Raw genomic sequence first — 16,858 nt, forward strand, 5'->3', positions numbered from 1 at the left:
GCCGGGGTGGGGGGGGGCTCCGGGCCCACGGGGGGGGGGCCCCGCCCCCAAATCCCGCCCCCCCCGCGCCCCCCCCCGGGGCACCACCCCCCCCCCCCCACAGCAGCTCCCTCACTCCAGCAAGTTCCCTGACCAGGGTTTGTATTGTCAGCGCTTAGATCGCAGCCAGGGTCTCTTTCACGTTCTGCGCCTGCGGGTCAGCGGTCTTCGCCGCTACCTGCTGCGCCTGCTGCTCCTTCAGGCGTTCTGCAACTTCCTTGGAAATAGCATCCTGCTTGTCCTGAGGCATGTTCTTCACATCATCCTCGGTCAAACCCTGTTCCTTGAGCAGTTGCTCGCGGATGCGCTCAGCCGGGCTTTTCTTCATGTAGTCGGTGAAGTCACTGCGGGCCGACGTGGTGGAGTCAGTCTTGGCCGTATCGGTGGTCGAGGCGGTTGCGGTGGTGGCTTGCAACTGCACACGGGTCTTGGCGAAGGCGGCATTGATGTTGTCGGCAGTGGCGTCGGCCGCTGCCTGTGTGGTCGATACAGTGGTAGTGCCCTGTTGCACGTTTTGCGCAGCACCGCTGTACAGCGCGCTGGCCGCGGCGTTGGCCGGGTCCATGTCTGCGCGCTTGATGCGTTGGATCGTCGACTGAGCCTGGGGGTTGTTGTTGATCAGCATGATCAGGACACCTGTGGATGTGGGCGGTGCCACAGGTGGAGCAATTAGCGTGCCCAGTGGTATGGCCCCGTGTTTACGGGGCTTTTGGCCGCTACCGTCGGCAAGCGTTGGCGTGCCGACGGCCATTGTTTGCCGCTAGTGGGCAATGTTCTCCAGCGCCAGGTTGCGGGTGCGCGGGCCGAACCAACTGATGGTGATCATCACGATCAACATGCTGCTGGCGATAAACGCCAACACGCCGGGCGTGCCGAGGTGTTCGAGGATCACGCCGATCAACAGGCTGCTGAACACCGTCGACAACCGGCTGAACGAATAGCAGAAACCCACCGCCCGGGCGCGGATGTTGGTGGGGAACAGTTCGCTCTGGTAGGAGTGATAACTGAAACTCAGCCAGGCGTTGCAGAAGGTGATCATCACCCCGCAGATCACCAGGCCCACGGCGGTGGTTTGCAGCGCGAACAAACTGCCGAAGATCACGGCGCCGAGCGCCGAGCCGACAATCTGCCATTTGTTTTCAAAACGGTTCGCCACCTTCACAAACAGCAGCGGCCCCAGCGGGTAGGCGAGGGTGATGATGAAGGCATAGCCCAGGCTGTGCGTCACGCTCACGCCCTGGCCCGAGAGCAGCGCCGGCAGCCAGTTGCCGAAGCCAAAAAAGCCGATGGCCTGGAACACATGAAACACAATCAGCATCAACGCCCGGCGCCGGTACGGCGGTTGCCAGATATCGGCGAAGCGCCCTTGGCCCTGCACGCTGACGGCTTGCGGTTCCGGCTCATCGAGTGGCTTGCCGTGGTCTTTCCGGCAGCGCGCTTCGAGGCTGTCCATGATCTGCCCGGCTTCCTCGAAACGGCCTTTTTGTGCGAGCCAGCGCGGCGATTCCGGCAGGCGCTTGCGCAGTTGCCAGATAAACAGCGCAAATACCGCACTGCTCACCACTACCCAGCGCCAGCCGGAAATCCCGAACGGTGCCTGGGGTACCAGCCACCACGACATCAACGCCACCGCCGGCACCGACAGGAACTGGATGAAAAACGCAAAGGCAAACGCCGAGCTGCGCATGCGCTTGGGCACCAGTTCCGAGAGGTAGGCGTCGATGGTCACCAGCTCGATGCCCAAACCAATGCCCACCAGGAAGCGCATGCAGATGATGCCCAGGGCGGAGGTCTGGATACCCATCAACACGGTGGCGACGGTGTACCAGATCAACGCAAAGGTGAAGATCGCCCGGCGCCCGTAGCGGTCGGCAATCGGGCTGAGCAGGCTGGCGCCGAGGAACAGGCCGAGAAAGGTCGCCGAGGCAAAGGCCGCCTGGTCGGAGAAGCCGAATACGCCCTGGCTGCCGGTGTGGAAAATTCCGTCACTGATCAGGCCGGGGCTGATATAGGCAGTCTGGAACAAGTCATACAGCTCGAAAAAGCCGCCAATCGACAGCAGCGCCACCAGGCGCCAGACAGTGGCGACGGCGGGCAACCGATCAATGCGCGCGCTGATGTGCGCGGCGCGGATCGGGTCGATACCGTCTGCAAGAGAGGGTGAAGACATGGGCAGAAGACTCAATAAGTGATCGGGATCTCGAATTCCTGGAACGCATCATCCACCGGTTGGTAACCCAGCACACGGGTTGTTTCGCTGAGGTCCAGGCGTTTGAAACGGTTATTGGAAATGCCATGGGCGATCAGGTGTTTCACCCCGATGGTTTCCACCGAGCGTTGCAGCAGTTGCACGGCGTCGCGGGGGCTGAGCCAGGCGCTGAGGTCGCGGGCGTTGTTCAGGTCGTGGGTTTCGGGGAATTCAAACGCACCGATGCGCAGGGCGATGGTGGAGAGCGGGGTTTTGGCCGCGTAAAAACCGCACAGGGCTTCGCCGTAGCATTTGCTCACGCCGTATAGGTTGGCGGGCAGTACCGGCATGCCCGGCGTGATCTGCCGGTCTACCGGGTAGCCTTCGATGGTCTGGGCACTGCTGGCGAACACCAGGCGCTTCACACCTGCGGCCACGGCGGCTTCGAACAGGTAGGCGGTGGCCAGGATATTGTTGGGCAGCAACTCGTCGAAGGTCGCGCTGGCGTGGGGGATGCCCGACAGGTGCACGATCACGTCAATCCCGTCGAGCAGGGCGGCGAGGGCGGTTTTGTCGCTCAGGTCGGCGGGGATGAAACGGTGCTCGCCGAGGGCGAAATCCGGCTCGATGCGGTCGGTGAGGGTGAAGCGGTAGCGGTCTTTCGACGCTTCGAAAAACGTCTTGCCGATGCGGCCACAGGCGCCGGTGAGTAGTACGTTGAGTCCGTTCATTGGGTAGTCCTTGTTTTTAGTTGTGGCCGTCGAGGGCGAAGGTTTTGAAGCCGGGGCGTTGGCTGAGGGTTTCGTAGTAAGCGCTGACCGCCGGGTAGGACGGATGCTCCATGGGCGTCATCCACCAGCGGTGCACCGACAGGCCGATGAGGATGTCGGCGAGTGTGAAGTTGTTACCGGCGACGTAGGCGCCGGTTTTGATCAGTTGCGCTTCAAGCAGGCCCATCTTGTCGTTCCAGCTTTTTACCCCGGCTTTGATGCGTTGCGGGTCCTGGTAGTCCGGGTTCTTGCGTACCAGAGCGTGGAAGGCGTAGCCCCACGACGGGTTGAGTTCGGTGGCTTGCCAGTCCATCCATTGCTCGACCTTCGCACGGGCGACCGGCTCGGTGGGCAACAGGTCGTGGCGTTGGTGCAGGCTCACGAGGTAGCGGCAGATGGTGTTGGATTCCCACAGCACGCCGTTGTCGTCGATGATCACCGGGACTTGGGCGTTGGGGTTCAGGGCCAGGAATTCGGGGGACTGGGTGGAGGCGAAGCCGATGCCCCAGTCTTCGCGGTCGTAGGGGATATCCAGTTCCTGGCAGGTCCACAGGACTTTTCGCACGTTGATGGAAGAAGTGCGACCGAGGATTTTCAGCGAATGGCCCATGGTGCTTTCCTGACGAGGGTGAGAAGGCAGGGGGCAATTTAGCAGGGGCCAGAAGGCACGGCGAGGTTGTTAAGTGGGCAGGATCAAAAATGTGGGAGCGGGCTTGCTCGCGAATGCGGTGTATCAGTGATGGAAAGGTCGGCTGACACACCGCATTCGCGAGCAAGCCCGCTCCCACAGTTTGACCGCGTGCGGTCTGTTAGATCAGTGGTGATTCCTGGTCCATCAGCTTGCCCATCAGCAATACGCCCAACTCACTCAACTGGTGAATCGCCAATGCGGTGTCGCGGTCTTTGCCGGTGAGTTCATCAGACAGGTCGAGCAATAACGTGCTGACCGAGGAAAACGTCTCGTAGCTGTTGGCGATCAGGCTTTCGCTGCTGGCGTCGGGGCTGACGGTGAATAAGGAAGGAGGATTGGGAGTAACTTTGAACATAAGCGTGACCTCTATCTGGGCCATCACCTGATCGCTACTAAACGAAAGGGTGGCGGCTGCACGCAGGTTAGTAGACCGGCAAAGTCACACAAAAATCCGGCGCGCCACAAGGGCGCCCTGCGCACAGCCACCATCAAGCACAGACACGTAAGTCTGATAGATGAAGCTCATGCTCATTCTGTATGACTGTCCAGGCTACTAAACCCGATCACTGAGAAATTCAGCGACCGGGCAACCTTAGAGAGCCCTACCCAAGCGCACAAGCCGGCGGATTCTGACGTACCTGTAGGTAACGGAGCAAGGCGCTGCCAGCAACACCAGCCACTTCCTACAGCTACCGCCTAGGTACTCTCGCGCACCTTCAACTCAAACCCCATGTCCACCACCGGCCGGGCGATCTTGTTGCCGGCCATCACCGTCAGCAAATGCTCTGCCGCGCGCCGGCCAATGGCTTCACGCGGCGTACTGATGCTGCTCAGTCGCGGCACCATGAACGAGGAGGAGGGCAGGTCGTTGAAGCCCAGCACCGAGATCTGCTCCGGCACCTTGATGCCATGGCGCAGCGCTTCCAGCAGCGCACCTTGAGCCAGGTCGTCGTTGCCAAAGAAGATCGCGTCCACATCCGGATGGCTGGCCAGCAACTGCAGGAACAATTCACCACCCAGGCCCAGCGACGATGGCCGTGGTGTCAGCACTTCCAGCGCCGGGTCGTACAACCCAGCCTGCTGCAACGCCCGGCGAAAGCCTTCGCCGCGCAGCAAAGTCCGCTGGTCCAATTGCGCGCCAATGTAGGCCAACCGCTTGCGCCCCCGTGAGATCAAATGCGCCGCCGCTGTTTCCCCGGCGTTCAATTGCGAAAATCCTACGCAGTTCAGTCCGGCGCCCGGGTCCAGGTCCATCATGTACACACACGGCACATTGCTCGATTCCACCATGCGCCGGGCACTTTCCGTACGGTCAAACCCGGTCAGCAGCAAACCCCGTGGCTGGTAGGCCATGTAGTTGCGCAGCAGGTCTTCTTCTTCGTCGCGGGAATAGTGGGTGTTGCCGATCAGCACTTCAAAGCCCTTGGGCCGCAGCACCTGGTGGATGGCTTCCAGGGTTTCGATAAACAGCAGGTTGGACAGTGACGGCACCAACACCACCACCGACTGGCTCTGGGCAGATGCCAGGGCACGGGCGGCCGGGTTGACCACGTAGCTCAGTTCGGCAGCGGCTTTTTGTACTTTTTCCACCAGTTCGGTGGCCACGGTGCTGATGCCGCGCAAGGCCCGGGAGGCGGTAATCGGGCTCACGCCAGCCAGGCGGGCCACTTCATTGAGGGTAGGGCGGCCCGTGGTGCGGGTATTTTTATCGTTCTTGGGAGTCATCAGGCGGCTTGCCAAACAAAAATCGAGGCACTAAGGTAGCGCTGTCTCCAAGACCCTGCAAATTCTTGAACGTCGGGATGCCTGTTCCCGTTCAAACCTTTGGAGCAGATGCACGCGTCACTCCATAAAAATGACAAGACGGCGCGGGAAAAGCCTGTTTTTGCACTAGCCTTACAGCGTGCAAAGGTAGCGCTATCTGCGTCTTGAGGTGTTTCATGAGTCAACCTGTTACTGCCCTCGTGATCATGGGTGTTTCCGGCTGTGGCAAGTCCAGCGTCAGCGACGCCCTGTGCCTGCTGAACGGCGCCACCGCCATCGAAGGCGACAGCTTTCACCCCGCCGCGAACATCGAGAAGATGAGCGCCGGCCATCCCCTTAACGACGAAGACCGCGCCGGCTGGCTCGACATCCTGTGCGATGAGCTGCGCCGCTCGCTCAAGGCCGGCGAGCATCCGGTGCTCACCTGTTCGGCCCTGAAGAAGAAATACCGCGACCACCTGCGCGAAGCCGCGCCGGGCCTGGGGTTTGTGTTTCTTGAGCTGACCCGCGAAGTCGCCGCCGACCGTGTATCCCATCGCCCCGGCCATTTCATGCCGGCCAGCCTCATAGACAGCCAGTTCGCCACTCTTGAATCGCCGGTGGGCGAGCCGTTGACCCTGGCCCTCAACGCCAGCGTAGACAGCGTCGAAGAACTGGCCGAGCAAACCAATGCCTGGTGGCTCGAACACGGCTTTGAACCAAACAAATAATTTTTTGCCGGACAAGATAGCGCTGTCCGCCTGCACTGAATTTTTTACCGGCTTTAATAACAACAACAAACAGGAGAGACCCCCATGTTTGGCTTGTCCCACGATACCTATCTGCTGCTCGATGCAGTGGTGACCATCATCGGCCTGATCGTGTTGATCACCCGGTTCAAAGTCCACCCGTTCATTGCGCTGATCATCGCCGCAGGCTTTCTCGGCCTGACCTCGGGCATGCCCGTGGACAAGATCATCAAGGCCTTCCAGGACGGCTTCGGCGGGGTGCTCGGCTTTGTCGGGATTATCCTCGCGCTGGGTACGATGCTCGGCAAGATGATGGCCGATTCCGGCGGTGCCGATCAGATCGCGCAAACCCTGGTGCGGGCCTTCGGCAAGGAGAAGGTGCAGTGGGCAATGATGTTCGCCGCGTTCCTGGTGGGCATTCCGCTGTTCTTCGAGATCGGTTTTGTGTTGCTGATCCCGCTGGTGTTTATCGTCGCGCGCCGTACCGGTGTGTCGCTGATCAAGATCGGCATTCCGCTGCTGGCCGGCCTGTCGGCGGTGCACGGCCTGGTGCCACCGCACCCGGGCCCTCTGCTGGCGATCGGCGTGTTCGGTGCCGACATCGGCAAGACCATTCTCTACGGCCTGATCGTCGCGCTGCCTACGGCGATCATCGCCGGCCCGCTCTACGGTTCGTTTATCGCCAAGTACATTCCGGGCAACCCGTCCCAGGAACTGGTAGACCAACTGGCCAGTGAGCAACCGGAATCCAAGACCCTGCCGAGCTTCAGCATCACCCTGATCACCGTGCTGTTACCGGTGTTCCTGATGCTGCTGAAAACCTTCGCCGACGTCGCCCTGCCGGACGGCCATGTGATCCGCAACTGGATGGACATGATCGGTCACCCGATCACCGCCTTGCTGCTGGCCTTGCTGTTGTCGCTGTACACCTTTGGCCATCGCCAGGGCATCGGCTCCAAGCAAATCCTCAAGCTGCTCGACGCCAGCCTGGCGCCGACTGCAGCGATCATCCTGATCATCGGCGCCGGTGGTGGCTTCAAGCAGATGCTGGTGACCAGCGGCGTAGGTGATGTGATCGGCCATATGGCGGTGACCGCGCAGATCAACCCGATCCTGCTGGCCTGGCTGGTGGCGGCGGTGATTCGTGTGGCTACCGGTTCTGCGACGGTGGCGACCATTACCGGTGCCGGCATTGTGGTGCCGGTGGTGGGGATGATTCCGGGGGTGAACCGCGAGTTGCTGGTATTGGCGACGGGGGCGGGCTCGCTGGTGCTGTCTCACGTCAACGATGCGGGGTTCTGGCTGGTGAAGCAGTACTTCAATATGACCGTGGCCGAGACGTTCAAGACCTGGACGGCGATGGAGACCATTCTGTCGGTGGTGGCGTTGGGCTTTATCATGTTGCTGTCGCTGGTGGTCTAGGCGGTAAGTGATCGTTCCCACGCTCCGCGTGGGAACGCATCCTGTGACGCTCCGCGTCACAAGCGGACGCAGAGCGTCCAAGGCGGCATTCCCACGCAGAGCGTGGGAACGATCATTCCTGCAGTTGGATCGGGTCAGGCGTCAGCTTTCTTGACCAGCCCATCCGCTCGGAACATCGCCCGGATGCCCCGCACCGCCTGGCGAATCCGGTCCTGGTTTTCGATCAGTGCAAAGCGCACGTGGTCGTCACCATACTCACCAAAGCCAATCCCCGGCGACACACACACCTTCGCCTCAAGCAGCAGCTTCTTGGCAAACTCCAGCGAGCCCATCGCGGCATACGCCTCGGGAATCTTCGCCCAGACGTACATCGACGCCTTCGGGTTCTCGACCATCCAGCCCAGCTCATGCAGGCCTTTCACCAGCACGTTACGGCGCTGACGGTACTGCTCGGCAATGTCTTTCACGCACTGCTGATCGCCTTCCAGCGCCGCAATCGCCGCCACTTGCAGCGGGGTGAAGGTGCCGTAGTCGTGGTAGCTCTTGATCCGCGCCAGGGCGTTGACCAGTTCCGGGTTGCCCACCATGAAACCGATGCGCCAGCCGGCCATGTTGTAGCTCTTGGACAGGGTGAAAAACTCCACCGCGATGTCCTTGGCGCCCGGCACTTGCATGATCGACGGAGCTTTCCAGCCGTCGTAGACGATGTCGGCGTAGGCCAAATCATGCACCACCAGCACGTCGTACTGCTTGGCCAGGGCGATCACCCGTTCGAAGAAGTCCAGTTCCACGCACTGTGCGGTGGGGTTGGACGGGAAGCCGAGGATCATCATCTTCGGCTTGGGGATCGAGCCACGAATCGCACGTTCCAGTTCAGCGAAGAAGTCCACCCCCGGAATCAGCGGCACCGAACGCACCTGGGCGCCGGCAATCACGGCACCGTAGATGTGAATCGGGTAGCTGGGGTTGGGCACCAGCACCGTGTCGCCCTGGTCCAGGGTGGCCAGCATCAAGTGCGCCAGGCCTTCCTTGGAACCGATGGTCACGATGGCTTCGGTTTCCGGGTCGATGTCCACTTCGTAGCGGTCTTTGTACCAGCGCGAAATCGCCCGGCGCAGCCGCGGAATGCCTTTGGAAGTGGAGTAACCGTGGGTGTCTTCGCGTTGGGCAACGGTGACCATTTTTTCCACGATGTGCGGTGGAGTGGCGCCGTCCGGGTTACCCATGCTCAAGTCGATGATGTCTTCGCCGCGCCGACGCGCAGCCATCTTCAGCTCGGCAGTGATATTGAACACGTAAGGGGGGAGTCGATCTATGCGCGCAAAGCGGCGCGGCGAACGGGGTTCGGCCATTGTTGCCTCGAAATACGTAAGCGCCCGGAACCGTCCGAGCGACGTCGGCCACTGCGGTGGCCTGCGGGGCAGACAATACGGTCGGTGATGGCCAATTGTCCAGATGCTGTGGGAAAAATTTCTGCTTGGAGTGCGACGGGGATATGCCCCTATACTCGACGCGGGTTTGTTCCCTCATGAGAAGGAGACTGTTCAGATGGATCAACAGACAAAACTGCCGTTACAGCCGCGCATGGAAGAGGGCAAGGCCCTGGTGATCGCGGGTGTGCAAGGGCGTTATTCAAAGGCCACGATTGGCGATATTCCCAAGTTGTGGGAGCTGTTCGACAGCTGCTTCAAAGAGATCAAGAAACGCGTCGGCGGCGTAACCTATGGCGTGTGCTACAACGCCAAACACGATGAATTTGACTACCTGGCCGGCGTTGAAGTACCGGCCAAGGGCGATGTACCGAGCAACTTCCAGTCGATTGAAATCCCGGCCCATCGCTATGCCGTGTTCCCGCATTTTGGCCCGGTGCAGGCGCTGGCGCAGACCTATGAACGCATCATGTTCGAATGGCTGCCGGCCTCCGGGTACAAGGTGGTCGGGGCTGATTTTGAGCGCTACAGCGCCGATTTCGATGTGGGTAAAGGCACGGGCTCCGTGGAAATCTGGATCCCCATCAACGCCGAATCCACCTGACCGCGCCACCGGCAGGAGCGAGCACGTTCGCTCCTGCAATGGCCTCTCAATACAGCGTGGCCTTGACCCGCTCCGGCATCTCGCGGTCATAGGCTTCGGCGTCGAACGCGCCATCATTCAAGCGCTTGTGAAACGCCCCGGCGGAGGGCAGTGCCGAGCGATCCAGATGCTTTTCCGGGTTCCAGCAATCGGAGCGCACAAAGGCTTTGGAGCAATGGAAATATGCCGCCTCCACCTGCACCAGAATCACCGAACGGGCCGCTTTGCCATTTACCGCAAAGCTCTCCAGCAACTCAGGCTCGATGGAAATCTGCGCCCGGCCATTGACCCGCAACGTCTCGCCAATGCCCGGGATGATGAACAGCAACGCTATGCGCGGGTCCACCACCAGATTACGCAGGGTGTCGAGGCGGTTATTCCCCGGCCGATCCGGAATCGCCAACGTGCGCTCGTCGATAATTCGTACAAAACCTGGCACGTCGCCACGGGGCGAACCGTCGATGCCGTCCGGGCCGGATGAACTCACCACCACCAAGGGTGACGCGCGGACCATGGCCTGGTAATCCTCGTTGAGAAACGGGATTTCCTTGCGCACGGCCCGTTCGTGGGGCAGGCCGTAGAGGGATTCGAGTTGTTCCAGGGTTGTTAGCATCTTCACCAGCTCCTTATTGTTTAAAACACCCACGCCAACCGGCGCTCATACCCAATCCGCCCCTTATACGCCTCCCCGCTGTCCACCCAGCCCTGCTGCAAATACAGCCCCATCGCCGCCACATTGTCCGTGTCCACCGACAGCTCCAGCGCCTTGATCTGCGGCCAAACCAGGCGCGCGGCGGCGGGGAGGGCTTGCAGGCAGGCTTTGCCAAACCCCAGGCCTTGCTGATGGCGATCGACTTGCAACGCATGCAGCGTGGCGCTGTGTTCATCCGCCCAATGGGGCAGGCAGGGTGGGCGTTTGAGCAGCAGGAAGGCCACGGGAATCTCGTCGGCGAGTAACGCAAAGCCTGCCACGCCAGGGTTCGGATTGACCAGCAGGGTGTTCAGCGCACAGTAGATATCGCCGGAAAAACCCAGTTGTTCGGGATGCACTTCCAGTACGTTGAGTTGCTGTTGTTGCAGGGCAGTCAACGTCTGATAGGCGACGAGGCGGGTTTCCATCGGCGTAGCATCCGAAATCCTACATAGAAGCGCGGATTCTAGCGGGTTTGCGGTAGTCGCAATTATTTTTTGCGGGACTGTCGATTGGCCCGGGGCTCAGTCGACTAAGGGTGTCTTCCGTGATTTTTCCCGCAAGGAGTATCGCCATGAGCACCGCAATCAGCAGCTTGATCGAACAATGGAAACAGGCGGTCACCGCCAAGGATGTCGAGAAAATAGTCAGCTTTTACGCAGACGATATCGTCGCGTTCGACGCCGTCAGCGCCCTGCAGTTCAAGGGCAAGGCCGCCTATCAGGCGCACTGGAAGGCGTGCATGGAGTTCTGCCCGGGCCCTGGGGTCTTTGACTTCCATGAGATGCGTATCGTCGCCGGCGATAACAGCGCCTTTGCCCACTGGCTCGCGCACTGTGGCGGCACCGGGCCCGACGGCGTACTCAAGACCTGCTGGATGCGCGTCAGCGCCGGCTACCAGCGCGTTGGCGGCGAGTGGAAAGTGGTGCATGAACATTGGTCGGCACCGTTCGACATGGAAACCGGCGCCGGTCTGTTCGACCTGAAACCTTGAGCGCCGCGAACTATAGTCAGTTGTCCGAAAACGGAGAATCCCATGAAATACCTCTGCCTGATCTATAGCAACGAACAGGTGCTGCACGATTCGCCCGACAGCCCCAAGGACCCGGAATGTTTCGCCTATGGCCAATCCGTGCAGGCCAGCGGGCGCATGCTCGCCGCCGAGCCGCTGGAGTCGGTGAGCACCGCCACCACCGTGCGCATGCGCAATGGCAAGTTGTCGATCACCGACGGGCCGTTTGCCGAAACCAAGGAGCAGCTCGCCGGGTTTTATCTGATCGAAGCCAAGGACCTGAATGAAGCGATCCAGGTGGCCGGTGGCATACCGGCGGCCCGGGTCGGCAGTGTGGAAGTGCGCCCCGTGCGTGAATTGAATCTCTGATCACAACAATAAAACCCAGGAGGTTTCCCATGAGCATTCAACCCAAACCCGCCGAATTTGAACTGTCCATCAGTCGCTTGATTGATGCCCCTCGCAGCCGCGTGTTTCGCGCCTGGACCGAGCCGGCCTTGTTGCAGCAGTGGTGGGGCCCACACGGCATGACCACTCCCGAGTGCGAAATGGACCTTTGGGTGGGTGGGCAATTTCGCACGCTGATGCGCGCGCCGGACGGCAGCGAATACCCAACCCAGGGCGTATTCCTGGAGATTACCGCCCCCAGTCGGCTGGTGTTTACCGACGCCTTCACCCCCGGCTGGATCCCTTCGGGCCAGCCATTCATGACCGCAGAAGTTACCTTTGAAGACGTCGACGGCAAAACCCTCTATACCGCCCGCGCCATGCACTGGAGCGCCGAAACCAAGCAGGCCCACGAAGCCATGGGCTTTCACGAAGGCTGGGGGCAGAGCCTAGACCGGCTGGTGACGCTGGTGACCGAAGGCCTGCGCGATTGACGGTGCAGGCCCGGGTTGAAGCGGTTTATCGCAGCGAATCGCGGCGCATCCTGGCGACCCTGATTCGCTTGCTTGGCGATTTCGACCTGGCTGAAGAAGCCTTGCACGAGGCGTTCTTCGTCGCAGTCGAGCGCTGGGGGCAGGACGGTGTGCCCGATAACCCCCGGACCTGGCTGGTCTCGACCGGGCGCTTCAAGGCCATCGACCGTTTACGTCGCCAGGCGCGTTTTACCCCGTTGTTGCAGGCGCAAGCCGATGCGCTGGAAGCGGCAGACTGGAGCGTTGAAGACGTGGAAGACGACCGCCTGCGCCTGATCTTCACCTGCTGCCACCCGGCGCTGGCGGCGGATGCCCAGGCGGCGCTGACCTTGCGTGAGATCTGCGACCTCACCACCGAGGAAATCGCCCGGGCGTTTCTCGCCACGCCCACTAGCATCGCCCAGCGCATCGTGCGGGCCAAGGGCAAGATCCGCGAAGCGAAGATCCCCTATCAGGTGCCATCCCTGGCGGAGTTGCCCGAGCGCCTGGACAGTGTGCTGCGGGTGATTTACCTGGTGTTCAACGAAGGCTATTCGGCGTCCATGGGCGCCGACCTGACCCGTGAAGACCTGACCCGCGAAGCGATTCGCCTGGGCCGTTTGCTGATGGAGTTGTTGCCGGAACCGGAAGTGATGGGCTTGCTGGCGCTGATGTTGCTCCACGAGTCCCGGCGCCCGGCACGCACCTCGGCGGGCGGCGAATTGGTGCTGCTGGATGAGCAGGAGCGTTCGCTGTGGGATGCGTCGTTGATTGCTGAAGGATGCGCCCTGGTGGAGAAATCCCTGACCACACGCCGCTTCGGGCCCTACAGCCTGCAGGCAGCGATTGCGGCGGTACACGCTGAAGCCGTGAGCGCCGATGAGACTGATTGGCCGCAGATCGTCGGGCTGTATGACGTGTTGCTTGGAGCGATGCCATCGCCGGTGATCGAGCTGAATCGCGCGGTGGCCGTTGCGATGCGCGATGGAGCGCAGGCCGGTTTGCAATTGGTGGACGGCATTCTGGCGCGGGGGGAGTTGGTGGACTATCACCTGGCGTACTCGGCGCGGGGCGAGTTTTGTCGGCGATTGGGCCGAGTGGAGGACGCGCGGCGAGCGTTTGAACGGGCGCTGGCATTGACCCAGCAAGTGCCCGAAAAGCGCTTTATCGAGCGGCGATTGGCCGAACTCAAATAGTGCAGGCGCCGGAGATCCAAATGTGGGAGCGGGCTTGCTCGCGAATGCGGTGTGTCAGTCAACATTTCAGTGACTGATCCACCGCATTCGCGAGCAAGCCCGCTCCCACATTTGTTCGATGTTGTCTTGATGAATGAGTTACGGCTGCTGACGCGTCGCCGCCAACACGATCTCGCGAATGCACACATGCTGCGGCTGCTGGTAGGCATAGGCAATCGCCGAAGCCACATCATCGGCGCTCAGCACGGTGCCGCCCATGTCCTGTTTCCACGCCTGGTAGCCGGTCTTGATGGCTTCGTCGGTGGTGTGGCTCAGCAGTTCGGTTTCCACCGCGCCCGGCGCAATGGTGATCACACGCACATTGTGCGGCGACATTTCTTCCCGCAGGTTTTCCGAAATTCCATGCACGGCGAACTTGGTGCCTACATAGGCGACGTGGTTGGGGAAGGTCTTGCGCCCGGCTACCGAGCTGACGTTGATGATGGTGCCACCCTTGCGCTCGACCATGCTGCCGGCCACTGCATGAATGCCGTTCAGCAAGCCTTTCACGTTGACGTCGAGCATCTGCTCCCACTGTGCCGGGTCCTGTTCGCTGACCGCGCCCAGCAGCATCACGCCGGCATTGTTGATGAGTGCATCGGCCGGGCCGAATTGCGCTTCAGCTTCCTTCACCGCCGCCACCAGCGCAGCGCGATCGGTGATGTCGACACCGCGACACAAGGTGTTCGGCAACTCCAGCGCATTCAGCCGGTCGATGCGGCGGGCCAGCAGCAACAGCGGGTGGCCGGCGGCCGACAGCAAGCGCGCGGTGGCTTCGCCAATGCCCGAACTGGCGCCGGTAATGATGATCAATGGCTTGCTCATGGTGGAACTCCTGAAATAAGAAAAACAAATAACTGAACGTGGAGCGCAGTATATTTAGCCCTCGGCTGGCTGAAAAATGCCTTATTCCTCTGTCTGTCATCGGTATTAACTATGGATGTGCGTCATCTCAAGGCGTTTCTCGCGGTATTCGAGGAACGCAATATCACCGCCGCCGCCCAGCGCCTGTTCATCAGCCAGCCGACGTTGTCGGTGACTATCAAGCAACTGGAAGAAGAACTGGGCGTGGCGCTGTTTCTGCGCCAGCCTCGTGGGGTCGAGGTCAGTGACGAGGCGCGGGTGCTGTACCCGCAAGCCCGGCGCATGGTGGCCGAGGCCGATGCGTTGAGCCGCTTGTTTCGCGGGCGCGAAAACCGCATCGCCCTGGAACTGGGTGTGGAAGGCGATATTGCCGACAGCCAGATCGAAACCTTCCTGCGCATGGCGCACCAGGGCCTGCCGGGTTTGCTGCTGACCTTGCAGGAAGGCTGCGAAGGAGAAGGGCGCCTGGCGGTAGAGGAAATGTGCTGCGAGGACGAATTGTTCCTGCCGCTTTGGGAAGAGTCCTACGTGATGGCGCTGCCGATTGCGCACCCGATGGCGGCGGGCGGCAAGGAGCAGGCCTGGGCGCCGATCGAAGACTGGATTACCTGCCCGCAGCATGATTCCCACCAACGGCTGATGGCCTTGTACGGCCGCTCGCCCCAGGCGGTGGCCGGGCATGCCGGTTCGTTGACCCAGGCATTGCACATGGTGGCGGCCGGTGTCGGCGTGGCGATGTTGCCGCAGTCGCTGGCGGCGGAGCGGGCCGGGGTGGTGATTCGCCCCTGGCACCTGCCGGCACCGACGCGCCGGGTGGGGTTGTGCTTTGCCGCCCAGGCCCTGGAGTTGCCGGCGTTGCGGGCCTTGCATGAGTATTTCCAGAACAACCGCCCGCCGCAGATTGAAGCCGCCTGACGGCGCCTTTGAATTCACCGCAAATTCAATGTGGGAGCTGGCTTGCCTGCGATAGCGGTGGTGACTGACACACCGCTATCGCAGGCAAGCCAGCTCCCACATTTGATCTTCATTGTTGCGAATAGTGTGTTCCGCCGTTATTCCAGCATCTTGCCCAGCAACCAACTGCCGGCCGGGCCGGGCGGATGCTGGCGTGACCACAACGCGTCCACCGCCACCGAGCGCGGCCAGCCCCGGGCCTTGATTTCACACAGGTGGTCGCCGCCAAACCGCTCCACCAGCCAGCGCGGCAGCGGTGCCCAGCCAAAACCCAGTTGTGCCATTTCCATCAGCATCAGGTAACTGGGCGCTGACCACACCCGGCCCAGGCCGCGGGTTTCATTCGGGTTGATGATGCTCGCCAGGCGCAGTTCGCGGTGTTGTTCCAGGGTTTGCTGGTCGATGTCCGCAAGGTTCGCCAGCGGATGTCTGGGTGAGACAAACAGCGCGATTTCCGTGCGCTCTTCCACGGTGGTGCTGGTGAGGTCCGGCGGGTAAACCTCCTGCATCTCGATAAACGCAATCTGCGCCCGGCCACTTTGCACCAGGGCGATCAAGTCCTCGCATTCGGCGATCAGGCATTCCAGCTCCAGGTCCGGGTAGCGCTGTTCGAAGGCGCTGAGGGCGGTTTCGAAACGGTCCGACTGATACGTATCGGACATCGCGATACTCAGCTTCGGTTCCAACCCCTGGGATAACTGACTGGCCGCCAACTCCAGGCGGCTGCTGGCTTCCAGCACCTGCTCGGCGCGTTGCAGCAGCACGTGCCCGGCCGGGGTCAGCGTCGGCTTGCGGCTGCTGCGATCAAACAGCACCACATCCAGGTCAATCTCCAGGCTGGCCACCGCCGCGCTGACGGTGGACTGGCTCTTGCCCAGCTTGCGCGCCGCCGCTGAAAACGAACCGTGGGTCGCCGCCTGCACAAACGCCTGAAGCACTTCGTGGGATGCCATGACTATCGCCTTGATCGATGGTTACTGGTTATGAAGTATCGAGTCAAAGGGTAATGATGGCAACCATCGTCACTCACGGAGAACGGGTCATGACACCCACTAAGTCGATTACTGAACGCGTTTGGCAGGCCATTGGTTTTGAAGGTTTGGCCTTGTTGATCTGTACACCGCTGCTGGCGTGGATCATGGATAAACCGGCCCTGGAGATGGGCGTCGTGACCTTGGCCATCAGCCTTATGGCACTGGCCTGGAACGTGATTTTCAACGGCCTGTTCGACCGTCTCAAGGCGCGCCTGCAACTGTCCGGCGGGGTGTGGACCCGCGTGCTGCATGCGTTGATGTTTGAAGGCGGGCTGGTGGCGATCTGTGTGCCGTTGATTGCCTGGTGGCTGAACATCAGCCTGATGCAGGCGTTTATCCTCGACATCGGCGTGTTGCTGTTTTTCCTGCCGTACACCTATGTGTATCACTGGGGGTATGACGCCGCGCGGGAGCGGATTATGCAGAAACGGATGCGCACCGCGTAGGAGTCCGGCTTGCCGGCGATGGCGATTTTGGATACGTCATCGCCGGCA

The 16,858-nt window shown here is 61.2% G+C and carries 20 protein-coding genes; 9 read left to right on the plus strand and 11 right to left on the minus strand.

Annotated elements, in window-relative coordinates; genetic code table 11:
- Positions 1-154: 154 nt before the first annotated feature.
- The 6 genes from ACIOMR_RS13590 to ACIOMR_RS13615 all read right to left on the minus strand — a co-directional run bounded on the left by ACIOMR_RS13590 (position 155) and on the right by ACIOMR_RS13615 (position 5,416).
- Positions 155-664: a hypothetical protein gene (locus ACIOMR_RS13590; protein WP_008431614.1), complete on the minus strand. Its 510-nt coding sequence runs from the start codon at positions 662-664 to the stop codon at positions 155-157.
- Between the two features lie 135 nt (positions 665-799).
- Positions 800-2,209, minus strand: coding sequence for an MFS transporter (locus ACIOMR_RS13595; protein ID WP_177019375.1), 1,410 nt, complete (start codon positions 2,207-2,209; stop codon positions 800-802).
- Positions 2,210-2,220: 11 nt separating this feature from the next.
- Positions 2,221-2,958, minus strand: a complete 738-nt coding sequence (locus ACIOMR_RS13600) for an NAD-dependent epimerase/dehydratase family protein (RefSeq protein ID WP_401194614.1) — start codon at positions 2,956-2,958, stop codon at positions 2,221-2,223.
- 16 nt (positions 2,959-2,974) lie between these two features.
- On the minus strand, positions 2,975-3,607 hold the full coding sequence (locus tag ACIOMR_RS13605) for a glutathione S-transferase family protein (RefSeq protein ID WP_401194617.1): 633 nt from the start codon (positions 3,605-3,607) through the stop codon (positions 2,975-2,977).
- Positions 3,608-3,806: 199 nt separating this feature from the next.
- Positions 3,807-4,043, minus strand: coding sequence for a DUF6124 family protein (locus ACIOMR_RS13610; protein ID WP_178904008.1), 237 nt, complete (start codon positions 4,041-4,043; stop codon positions 3,807-3,809).
- Positions 4,044-4,384: 341 nt separating this feature from the next.
- The gene (locus tag ACIOMR_RS13615; protein ID WP_167665540.1) at positions 4,385-5,416 is read right to left on the minus strand and encodes a LacI family DNA-binding transcriptional regulator; all 1,032 of its coding nucleotides are present in this window, start codon (positions 5,414-5,416) and stop codon (positions 4,385-4,387) included.
- A 212-nt stretch (positions 5,417-5,628) separates the two neighbouring features.
- Here ACIOMR_RS13615 and ACIOMR_RS13620 point away from each other — a divergent pair, with 212 nt between their 5' ends.
- Complete coding sequence (locus ACIOMR_RS13620) at positions 5,629-6,162, plus strand: gluconokinase (protein WP_401194620.1); 534 nt, start codon at positions 5,629-5,631, stop codon at positions 6,160-6,162.
- Between the two features lie 84 nt (positions 6,163-6,246).
- A complete protein-coding gene (locus tag ACIOMR_RS13625; protein WP_008431626.1) occupies positions 6,247-7,602 on the plus strand; it encodes a GntP family permease in 1,356 nt (451 codons plus the stop codon).
- 134 nt (positions 7,603-7,736) lie between these two features.
- Here ACIOMR_RS13625 and alaC read toward each other — a convergent pair whose 3' ends face one another.
- Positions 7,737-8,954, minus strand: coding sequence for an alanine transaminase (gene alaC, locus ACIOMR_RS13630; RefSeq protein WP_003213096.1), 1,218 nt, complete (start codon positions 8,952-8,954; stop codon positions 7,737-7,739).
- A 196-nt stretch (positions 8,955-9,150) separates the two neighbouring features.
- Here alaC and ACIOMR_RS13635 point away from each other — a divergent pair, with 196 nt between their 5' ends.
- Positions 9,151-9,636, plus strand: a complete 486-nt coding sequence (locus tag ACIOMR_RS13635; RefSeq protein WP_087693161.1) for a GyrI-like domain-containing protein — start codon at positions 9,151-9,153, stop codon at positions 9,634-9,636.
- 46 nt (positions 9,637-9,682) lie between these two features.
- Here ACIOMR_RS13635 and ACIOMR_RS13640 read toward each other — a convergent pair whose 3' ends face one another.
- Complete coding sequence (locus tag ACIOMR_RS13640; RefSeq protein ID WP_063027754.1) at positions 9,683-10,288, minus strand: pyridoxamine 5'-phosphate oxidase family protein; 606 nt, start codon at positions 10,286-10,288, stop codon at positions 9,683-9,685.
- 20 nt (positions 10,289-10,308) lie between these two features.
- Entirely contained in the window at positions 10,309-10,794 is a 486-nt protein-coding gene (locus tag ACIOMR_RS13645) for an N-acetyltransferase (RefSeq protein WP_087693160.1), read from the minus strand.
- 146 nt (positions 10,795-10,940) lie between these two features.
- Between ACIOMR_RS13645 and ACIOMR_RS13650 the strand changes: the two genes are divergently transcribed.
- From ACIOMR_RS13650 to ACIOMR_RS13665, 4 genes are read left to right on the plus strand one after another with little or no spacing between them, the layout of a single operon-like run.
- Positions 10,941-11,360, plus strand: coding sequence for a nuclear transport factor 2 family protein (locus tag ACIOMR_RS13650; protein ID WP_003213104.1), 420 nt, complete (start codon positions 10,941-10,943; stop codon positions 11,358-11,360).
- Positions 11,361-11,402: 42 nt separating this feature from the next.
- Positions 11,403-11,747, plus strand: a complete 345-nt coding sequence (locus tag ACIOMR_RS13655; protein ID WP_003213107.1) for a YciI family protein — start codon at positions 11,403-11,405, stop codon at positions 11,745-11,747.
- A gap of 29 nt (positions 11,748-11,776) precedes the next feature.
- Positions 11,777-12,259, plus strand: a complete 483-nt coding sequence (locus ACIOMR_RS13660) for an SRPBCC family protein (RefSeq protein ID WP_003213108.1) — start codon at positions 11,777-11,779, stop codon at positions 12,257-12,259.
- A 2-nt stretch (positions 12,260-12,261) separates the two neighbouring features.
- Positions 12,262-13,473, plus strand: coding sequence for an RNA polymerase sigma factor (locus ACIOMR_RS13665; RefSeq protein ID WP_401194700.1), 1,212 nt, complete (start codon positions 12,262-12,264; stop codon positions 13,471-13,473).
- Between the two features lie 138 nt (positions 13,474-13,611).
- Here the strand turns inward: ACIOMR_RS13665 and ACIOMR_RS13670 are convergent, their stop codons facing one another.
- Positions 13,612-14,337, minus strand: a complete 726-nt coding sequence (locus ACIOMR_RS13670; RefSeq protein WP_178904005.1) for an SDR family oxidoreductase — start codon at positions 14,335-14,337, stop codon at positions 13,612-13,614.
- Positions 14,338-14,448: 111 nt separating this feature from the next.
- On the opposite strand from ACIOMR_RS13670, the gene ACIOMR_RS13675 reads away from it, so the two are divergent.
- Complete coding sequence (locus ACIOMR_RS13675; RefSeq protein ID WP_003211429.1) at positions 14,449-15,291, plus strand: LysR family transcriptional regulator; 843 nt, start codon at positions 14,449-14,451, stop codon at positions 15,289-15,291.
- A 137-nt stretch (positions 15,292-15,428) separates the two neighbouring features.
- On the opposite strand, the gene ACIOMR_RS13680 is transcribed toward ACIOMR_RS13675, so the two are convergent.
- On the minus strand, positions 15,429-16,283 hold the full coding sequence (locus tag ACIOMR_RS13680; protein WP_087693158.1) for a LysR family transcriptional regulator: 855 nt from the start codon (positions 16,281-16,283) through the stop codon (positions 15,429-15,431).
- Positions 16,284-16,372: 89 nt separating this feature from the next.
- Between ACIOMR_RS13680 and ACIOMR_RS13685 the strand changes: the two genes are divergently transcribed.
- Positions 16,373-16,810 (plus strand): multidrug/biocide efflux PACE transporter, encoded by a 438-nt coding sequence (locus ACIOMR_RS13685; protein ID WP_401194630.1) that lies wholly within the window; start codon positions 16,373-16,375, stop codon positions 16,808-16,810.
- The last annotated feature ends 48 nt before the right edge of the window (positions 16,811-16,858 follow it).

Source organism: Pseudomonas sp. NPDC087814 (assembly GCF_044742865.1).
Taxonomy (GTDB): domain Bacteria; phylum Pseudomonadota; class Gammaproteobacteria; order Pseudomonadales; family Pseudomonadaceae; genus Aquipseudomonas.